The organism is Chryseobacterium sp. 2TAF14, from assembly GCF_052115105.1.
In the GTDB taxonomy this organism is placed as follows: Bacteria; Bacteroidota; Bacteroidia; order Flavobacteriales; family Weeksellaceae; genus Chryseobacterium.
In genome coordinates this window covers 1-7,903 of sequence record NZ_JBFRGA010000124.1, presented here as the reverse complement: position 1 = coordinate 7,903, position 7,903 = coordinate 1, and the positions used below count along the sequence as shown (strand labels likewise).

General features: G+C 35.1%; 10 protein-coding genes. 7 read left to right on the top strand and 3 right to left on the bottom strand.

From position 1 onward, the window contains the following. The coding region (locus tag AB4Y90_RS12580; RefSeq protein ID WP_441557918.1) for a DNA repair protein RadA at positions 1–949 on the top strand (949 nt) is incomplete at its 5' end. A 68-nt stretch (positions 950–1,017) separates the two neighbouring features. Beyond that, the gene (locus tag AB4Y90_RS12575; protein ID WP_441557917.1) at positions 1,018–1,611 is read left to right on the top strand and encodes an ACP phosphodiesterase; all 594 of its coding nucleotides are present in this window, start codon (positions 1,018–1,020) and stop codon (positions 1,609–1,611) included. 4 nt (positions 1,612–1,615) lie between these two features. Here AB4Y90_RS12575 and AB4Y90_RS12570 read toward each other — a convergent pair whose 3' ends face one another. Genes AB4Y90_RS12570 through AB4Y90_RS12560 form a run of 3 tightly spaced genes read right to left on the bottom strand, consistent with a single transcriptional unit; the run spans position 1,616 to position 2,634 of the window. Next, a complete protein-coding gene (locus tag AB4Y90_RS12570) occupies positions 1,616–2,119 on the bottom strand; it encodes a DUF6702 family protein (RefSeq protein ID WP_441557916.1) in 504 nt (167 codons plus the stop codon). Between the two features lie 3 nt (positions 2,120–2,122). After that, the gene (locus AB4Y90_RS12565; protein WP_441557915.1) at positions 2,123–2,428 is read right to left on the bottom strand and encodes a hypothetical protein; all 306 of its coding nucleotides are present in this window, start codon (positions 2,426–2,428) and stop codon (positions 2,123–2,125) included. Next, positions 2,404–2,634 (bottom strand): hypothetical protein, encoded by a 231-nt coding sequence (locus AB4Y90_RS12560; protein ID WP_441557914.1) that lies wholly within the window; start codon positions 2,632–2,634, stop codon positions 2,404–2,406. Before AB4Y90_RS12560 ends, AB4Y90_RS12565 begins: the two co-directional genes overlap by 25 nt. A gap of 66 nt (positions 2,635–2,700) precedes the next feature. Between AB4Y90_RS12560 and AB4Y90_RS12555 the strand changes: the two genes are divergently transcribed. The 5 genes from AB4Y90_RS12555 to groEL all read left to right on the top strand — a co-directional run. Then, positions 2,701–3,279 carry a HupE/UreJ family protein gene (locus AB4Y90_RS12555; RefSeq protein WP_441557913.1) on the top strand — a complete coding sequence of 193 codons (579 nt, stop codon included), beginning with the start codon at positions 2,701–2,703 and terminating at the stop codon, positions 3,277–3,279. A gap of 67 nt (positions 3,280–3,346) precedes the next feature. Then, positions 3,347–5,725: a M1 family metallopeptidase gene (locus AB4Y90_RS12550; protein WP_441557912.1), complete on the top strand. Its 2,379-nt coding sequence runs from the start codon at positions 3,347–3,349 to the stop codon at positions 5,723–5,725. 46 nt (positions 5,726–5,771) lie between these two features. Next, positions 5,772–6,662, top strand: coding sequence for a hypothetical protein (locus AB4Y90_RS12545; RefSeq protein WP_441557911.1), 891 nt, complete (start codon positions 5,772–5,774; stop codon positions 6,660–6,662). Between the two features lie 149 nt (positions 6,663–6,811). Continuing rightward, positions 6,812–7,090: a co-chaperone GroES gene (locus AB4Y90_RS12540; RefSeq protein WP_306618822.1), complete on the top strand. Its 279-nt coding sequence runs from the start codon at positions 6,812–6,814 to the stop codon at positions 7,088–7,090. A 111-nt stretch (positions 7,091–7,201) separates the two neighbouring features. Next, a partial coding sequence (gene groEL / locus AB4Y90_RS12535; RefSeq protein ID WP_441557910.1) for a chaperonin GroEL occupies positions 7,202–7,903 on the top strand: 702 nt, incomplete at its 3' end.

Genomic DNA, 7,903 nt, shown 5'->3' with positions numbered 1-7,903 from the left:
AGCCGAAATAAAAAACCCAAACTGTTTTCTGTATACCGAAACTTCTTTAGAAAAAATCCTTCACGAGGCTAAAAAGCTGGAGCCGGATTTTGTGATTATCGATTCTATTCAGACTTTACAGTCTCAGTTAATTGAAAGTTCGCCCGGAACGGTTTCGCAAATTCGGGAATGTTCCAATGAAATCATTAAATACGCAAAAGAAAATAATGTACCTGTGTTTTTAGTTGGCCACATCACAAAAGACGGACAAATTGCAGGTCCTAAAGTTTTGGAACACATGGTCGATGTAGTGCTGAATTTTGATGGCGACAGAAACCATCTTTTCAGGTTATTGAGAGCCAATAAAAACCGTTTCGGATCAACCGCAGAAATAGGAATTTACGAAATGGTTTCGCAAGGTTTAAAAGAAATAAAAAATCCTTCCGAAATTTTAATTACCAAAAAATTTGAAGAGCTTTCCGGAAATTCTGTAGCAGTAACTTTAGAAGGAAACCGACCGATGCTTCTGGAAATTCAGGCTTTGGTAAGCACTGCTGTTTACGGAACTCCGCAGAGAAGCTGCACCGGTTTTGATTCTAAAAGACTCAATATGCTTTTGGCTGTTCTCGAAAAAAGAGCGGGTTTTCAGTTGGGCGCCAAAGATGTCTTCCTCAATATTACAGGAGGAATAAAAACTGATGATCCGGCTTTAGATTTGGCTGTAGTTGCATCTATACTTTCCTCAAATGAAGACATTGCTATTTCCGAGCATTTTTGTTTTGCTGGCGAGATCGGTTTGAGCGGAGAAATTCGCCCTGTTGCGCAGGTTGAACAAAGGATTACGGAAGCCGAAAAACTGGGTTATGAAAAGATTTTTGTTTCTAATTTAAATAAAATTCCGAAGAGAAAATTCGGGATCAAAATTGAAGAAGTGAGTAAGGTTGAGGATTTTCATGAGCGGCTTTTTTAAGATCAATGGTAAGCAAAATTATAGTGAAAATCATTTATTATTTGCTGTATAATCTGTAATTTTAAAGAATGAATTTTCTTGCCCACTCTTTTCTTACTTTCAATGACGGTCAAATTGTCGGGCAGTTTCTCGAAGATTTTATTCGAAACAAAGACCGGTACTCATTTCCGAAAGATATTCAGGATGGGATTACCCTTCACCGCGCAATTGATACATTCACCGACTCTCATCCTGCAATACATGAGGCTAAAAAAGTTTTCAGCCCGTTAGTCAGGTTGTATGCAGGAGCTTTTGTAGATGTTTCGATGGATTATTTTCTGGCAACAGATTTCAGCTTAAATTCTTTACAGGGCTGGAAAGAACATTCGCTGAAAGTTTACAGAGTTCTCAATGAAAATGAGCAGTTTTTATCTGAAAATTTCAAAAAAATGCTTGCTAAAATGGAGCACGATGACTGGCTTTTCAATTACCGTGAAGATTGGGGCATCAAATTCAGCATTCAGAATGTTTTGAATAAAGCAAAATATTTAGATAAAGACATTCCCGTTTTTCAGGCGTTTTTAGACAACAAAAAGGTTTTACAAAAATGCTATGACGATTTTTTTCCTGACCTTTTAGCTCATGCAAAAGCCGAAAATGCTTTGCTGCAACTTCAAAAATAGATTATTAAAACTGTTGAAATAAATATCGATTCGGATACGTCAGTTTTTCACTTTTGCGGTTTCCATTGACGATGATATGCACCAGATTGATCTGGTCATCAAATAAATTATACAGAAAGCTCACCGCAGCTTCTATTTTTTTTGGATTATCTACTTTTTCAGATTCCATGTAAACATTTACAGATTCGCTGTCTTCTTCGTAACCTATATAATTTATTTTTAAAAACTGATTATCTGTTTTAAGCTTAAAATATTCAGTGCTGTAATTTTTTAAAGCTTCATTTATTTGAGCTTTATATTTTACATCATTAAAATGAAAAGGTTTTCCGTATTTTTTGCCCAGTCCATTTTCTAAATCATCTAAGAAAAACCTTCCGGTAACCTCAAAAGTTTTAGATTTTGAATTATAATTAATTTCTACCGAACCGACGTGATAAGGATGTTTTTTTTCGGTAAAAGAAAAAAGAATAAATAAAAATGCAAAAAGAATTGCTGTTTTTTTAAACATTAATTAAGACTTTAAAAGTTGGGGAATTTTCCTGTAATCTTCACGCATATCAAAAAACAAAAGAATTTTTATTACATCCTCATCTTCTTTTCGAAAGAAAACCCTTACATGTTTTTTCCCAATTAATGCACTTCGTGATTTGAAACGTGATTTTTGAAATCTTTCATATTTACCATCTATCAATTCATTTATAATGTATTCAGTATCATTTACGAAAATTTCAATTTCTTTTTCAGTCCACATTTCAGACAAAAACTGCAAAATTCTTTCGTAAGAACTTTCCGCTATTTTCGTAAATATAACTCGCATACTTTTTTTCTGGCATTTGCAAAAAATTCTTCGGAAGAAATGCAGTCTTCTTCTTTTACTGAATCTGCATATTTATCTAAAGCAGCAAATATTTCGTCAGGAATTTCTTCTTCTACAGAAACAGATTTCACTCCCTTTATTTTCTCTAAAAGTTGCTTGATAAACACAAAATCTTCTTTATTTTCTAATTCTATATTCACAATCATGATCTTGAATTTTATACAAAGTTAAAATAAATTTTGTATCATCGCATTTCAAAAATATATTGAAAAATGCAGGACTTTTTATTCTATTTAAAACTCGGTTGGGAACACATTATCTCATTAGATGCTTTAGATCATCAGCTTTTTGTTTTAGCTTTAATCGCAATTTATACCGCCAAAGATTGGAAAAAAATCCTGATTCTGGTAACTGCATTCACAATCGGTCATTCTGTAACATTGGCTTTAAGCATTCTCGATGTGGTAAGACTTCCTTCAGATTGGGTTGAATTTTTGATTCCGTTGACGATTGTTTTAACCGCTGCCGGAAATATTGTAATGAAAAATAAAAAGCAATCGCAAAACAAAACCAATTACTATTTAGCCCTATTTTTCGGGTTAATTCATGGAATGGGTTTTGCCAATACCGCAAGAGTGATGATTGCAAAAAGCCAGAGCATTGCCGTTCCGCTTTTGGGTTTCAATATTGGTTTGGAAGTTGGACAAATCGTGATTGTCATTGCAATACTAATCCTGCTTTTTATTTTATTAAACCTTTTCAAAATCAACAAAAAAGACTGGATTCTCTTTGTATCATCGGGAGTTTTTGCATTGGCTTTAAAAATGACTTTAGAAAGAATTCCTTTTTAAGCCTGAAACATTTTTAAATTTTCAACTACTTATTATTATATTTGATAATTATTAAATCTTTTCATCCATGCAACTAAAAGTAACGGCACTTTCTGTATTTTTATATTTAGGTGTTTCTGCACAAAATATTCAAAATAATCCGGGAAGCAATCACGGAAACAGATTTGAACAATTGGGAACGATTCTCCCTACACCAAACGTTTACAGAACAGCTTCCGGAGCTCCGGGACAAGCTTACTGGCAAAACAGGGCCGATTACGACATTACTGCATACCTTGATGAAGATAAAAGAAACTTAAAAGGGTCGGAAACCGTTACTTACCACAACAATTCACCCGATGATTTAGATTATATCTGGCTTCAGCTAGATGAAAACCAACAATCAACTTTAAATAAAGCAGATTATCAGTTCTCTTCTACCCTTCCGAAATCTTTGAATGACCAGCAACTTAAAGTTTCAGAATTGCCTGTGAAAGATAATGGTTACGGTGTAAATTTGGAAAAAGTAACCGATGCTTCGGGGAATCCTTTGAAATATACCGTCAACAAAACAATGATGCGTATCGATTTGCCTAAAATTCTGAAAAAAGGCGAAAAATTTATTTTTAAAATTGACTGGAATTACAACATTCCAAACCGAATCAAAATGGGTGGTCGTGGCGGTTACGAAAATTTCGAAGAGGATGGAAATGATCTTTATACGATTACTCAATGGTTCCCGAGAATGTGCGTGTACAGCGACTTTCAGGGATGGCAGAATCACCAGTTTACAGGAAGAGGTGAATTTGCTTTAGTTTTCGGAAATTATAAAGTTTCGATGAATGTTCCTGCCGATCATATTGTTGGCGGAACCGGAGAATGTAAAAACTATGAACAGGTTCTTTCACCATATCAATTATCAAGATATAAAAAGTCTCAAACTTCAGCTGAACCTGTAGAAATTGTGACTTTGAATGAGGCTAAAAAAGCAGAAAAAAATCATTCGAAACAAAGAAAAACCTGGGTTTTTGAAGCGAAAGATGTGAGAGATTTTGCCTGGACTTCTTCCAGAAAATTTGTCTGGGATGCAATGGGCGTTACCATTCCCGAAAACAGCAATAAAATAATGGCAATGAGTTTCTACCCAAAAGAAGCTTATGGTCTATACAGAAAATATTCAACAAAAGCGGTTGCTCATACGATAAAAACATATTCAGAATTTACRATTCCGTATCCTTATCCGGTTGCACAATCTGTGGAAGCTTCCAACGGAATGGAATATCCAATGATCTGTTTCAACTTCGGAAGAACGGAAAAAGACGGAACCTATTCTGAAGGAGTAAAAAACGGAATGATCGGCGTAATCATCCATGAAGTGGGACACAACTTTTTCCCGATGATCATCAATTCAGACGAAAGACAATGGAGTTGGATGGATGAAGGCTTAAATACATTTACTGAATATTTAACCGAAGAAAAATGGGACAATAAATTCCCCTCAAAGCGTGGTCCGGCCTGGACGATTGTAGATTACATGAAGCTTCCGAAAGACCAACTTGAACCCATTATGAGCAATTCTGAAAATATTATCCAGTTTGGTCCGAATGCTTATGCAAAACCGGCAACAGGTTTGAATATTCTTCGCGAAACCATTATGGGAAGAGAGCTTTTCGACAAAGCTTTTAAAACGTATTCTAAAAGGTGGGCTTTCAGACATCCTGAACCTGCAGATTTTTTCAGAACAATGGAAGATGCAAGTGGTGAAGATCTCGATTGGTTTTGGAGAGGATGGTTTTACGGAACAGATCCTGTAGACATTTCGATTGATAAAGTTACAATGGCAAGTCCGGATTTCAGCGCAGTAAAAGAAGATGATGAGACGAGATATAAAGTTGAGAATCCTTTGCAAAATGAGTTCGAAGATATTTCAAAAATCAGAAATAAAGAAGACAAAACAATAACGTTTGCGGTGGAAAAAGATAAAGACCTTCAGGATTTTTATTACCGTTACGACCGTGGTCAGGAAAAAGTTGATACAAATAAAGAGTACAGCTTCAAAACAGAAGGAAGTGCGGCTTTAGATAAAAAAGATCAGGAAAAACTTAAAAATATCAATGCCTATCAAATTGATTTTGTGAACAAAGGTGGTTTGGTAATGCCGATTATCCTTGAATTTACTTTTGAAGATGGCTCAAAATTAAGAGATCGTTCATCAGCTCAAATCTGGAGACACAATGAAAAGAAGGTTTCCAAAACTTTTTATTTTGATAAAAAATTAAAATCAATTCAGCTTGATCCGATGAGAGAAACGGCAGATATTGATACTTCAAACAATTTCTGGAGTACTGATGGAAGTTCTTCTGAAACTTCAAAATTCCAGGTTTTCAAAGAAAAACAAAACGGTGTTGTGAGAGGAGGCGCAAATGGAAAGGTAAATCCGATGCAGGCTGCAGGAAAAAAGAACTAAAACACACTTTAAATTTTCAACCTTAAAAAACAAATAACCACTTTATATGAAAAAACTCAGCCTTCTTCTGTTGCTTATCGCATCAGCACAATGCTATTTTGCGCAATCTTTACAATTTTACACCGGCAAAAGAGATTTCTTGCCCATTGAAATCCTTATGGAAGACGGATCAACAAAAACCGGGTTTGCACAGGATTTTATGCTTCCTGATGTTGCTACTTTCTCATATATTGGTAAAAGCTCGGAAAAAAGCGCCAATCTACATAGGAAAGAGGTGAAATTTAAATCTTCAAAAAGTGATACTCAGGTACAGCTAATTCCTGTTTCTGATATTAAAAGCTTAATTTACACTAATGAAGATACACAGGAAAAATTCCAGCTCGACAAACGAATTGTTAAAGAAATAGATAACAATTTAGAATTGGAATCTGAAGGAAGGGTTTTGATGTTACCTTTGATGGAAAAAGGAGAAATTAATCTTTATGGTTACAGAAGTATGATGTGCAAGGCAGATTTTGGAAGCAATAATGCAGCAGCATTCAATGGAAACGAAGACAACTGCCAACTGATGTATGTGATGATTTATCTGAGCAAACCGGATGAAACTTATGCCGTAGCTCCGGTAGATTACAGCACTTTGAGTCCTTTGGATTTGTTTAATATGAAGAAACTTTACAAAAAGTTCTATAAAGCCTATGAAATTGTAGGAGCAGATTGCCCCGAGTTCCTGAAAAAAGTAGATGAAGCCAGAAACAATGAATATTTCTCTAACAAAACTTTTAAAGAAAATAAAAAAGAATCTGACATTGAAAGAAAAGCTCAGCTTAAAGGAAAAAAAGGAGCAGAAGCCTCACGAATAAATATGAAATACAAGACAGAACTGTACACAAATATGTACAAGAAGCTGTTACAAGATTATGATCAATCATGTAAATAAAACTTATTAAAGTTCATTGTAACCAATGAACTTTTTTTCTGCCAAAATTTCACACTCCACATCAAAAGTCTGCCAAAATTTTAATATACTCTTCTTGGCATACAATTAGAGACTTCCAACACAGAAATAATTAAAAAATAAAATATATTATGTCAGTAAACTTTAAACCATTAGCAGACAGAGTTTTGATCGAGCCGATCGCTGCAGAAACTAAAACAGCTTCAGGTATTATTATTCCGGACACCGCAAAAGAGAAACCACAGGAAGGTACAGTAGTAGCAGTGGGTCCGGGTAAAAAAGATGAGCCTACAACTGTAAAAGTGGGTGACAAAGTTCTTTACGGAAAATATTCAGGTTCTGAATTAAAATTAGACGGAAAAGATTTCTTAATTGTAAAAGAAGGAGATTTATTAGGTATCATTGGATAAGATTCCAGATACAAGACATCAGATTTCAGTCTTAAAACTGAATACAAAACAAATTTTCAAATAATGCTTGGCGTCTAACATCTGACGTCTAACATCTAACATCTAAATAAAATGGCAAAAGAAATAAAATTCGATATTGAATCAAGAGACGCTCTAAAAAGAGGAGTTGATGCATTGGCTAATGCAGTAAAAGTAACTTTAGGACCAAAAGGTAGAAACGTAGTAATCGAAAAATCTTTCGGTGCACCTCACGTTACTAAAGATGGTGTGTCTGTTGCAAAAGAGATCGAACTTGAAGACAGAGTAGAAAATATGGGAGCGCAAATGGTAAAAGAAGTTGCTTCCAAAACCAATGATATAGCAGGAGACGGTACTACTACCGCTACTGTTTTGGCACAGGCTATCGTAAGAGAAGGTCTTAAGAATGTAGCTGCTGGTGCAAACCCAATGGATCTTAAAAGAGGAATCGACAAAGCAGTAACTGCAGTTGTTGACAACCTAAAATCTCAATCTAAAACCGTTGGTGATTCTACAGAAATGGTGAAGCAGGTTGCTTCAGTTTCTGCTAACAACGACGAGACAATCGGTGCATTGATCGCTGAAGCTTTCGGAAAAGTTGGGAAAGAAGGTGTTATCACTGTAGAAGAAGCTAAAGGTATCGATACAACAGTAGACGTTGTAGAAGGTATGCAGTTTGACAGAGGTTACCAGTCGCCATATTTCGTGACTAATCCTGAGAAAATGTTAGCGGAACTAGAAAATCCATACATTCTTTTAGTTGAGAAAAAAATCTCTTCTATGAAAGAATTGCTT

What these genes read in the sequence shown, in the direction of transcription:
- AB4Y90_RS12575 (WP_441557917.1), top strand. Translation starts at nt 1,018, where the DNA reads ATGAATTTTCTTGCCCACTCTTTTCTTACTTTCAATGACGGTCAAATT.
- AB4Y90_RS12570 (WP_441557916.1), bottom strand. Translation starts at nt 2,119, where the DNA reads ATGTTTAAAAAAACAGCAATTCTTTTTGCATTTTTATTTATTCTTTTT.
- AB4Y90_RS12565 (WP_441557915.1), bottom strand. Translation starts at nt 2,428, where the DNA reads ATGCGAGTTATATTTACGAAAATAGCGGAAAGTTCTTACGAAAGAATT.
- AB4Y90_RS12560 (WP_441557914.1), bottom strand. Translation starts at nt 2,634, where the DNA reads ATGATTGTGAATATAGAATTAGAAAATAAAGAAGATTTTGTGTTTATC.
- AB4Y90_RS12555 (WP_441557913.1), top strand. Translation starts at nt 2,701, where the DNA reads ATGCAGGACTTTTTATTCTATTTAAAACTCGGTTGGGAACACATTATC.
- AB4Y90_RS12545 (WP_441557911.1), top strand. Translation starts at nt 5,772, where the DNA reads ATGAAAAAACTCAGCCTTCTTCTGTTGCTTATCGCATCAGCACAATGC.
- AB4Y90_RS12540 (WP_306618822.1), top strand. Translation starts at nt 6,812, where the DNA reads ATGTCAGTAAACTTTAAACCATTAGCAGACAGAGTTTTGATCGAGCCG.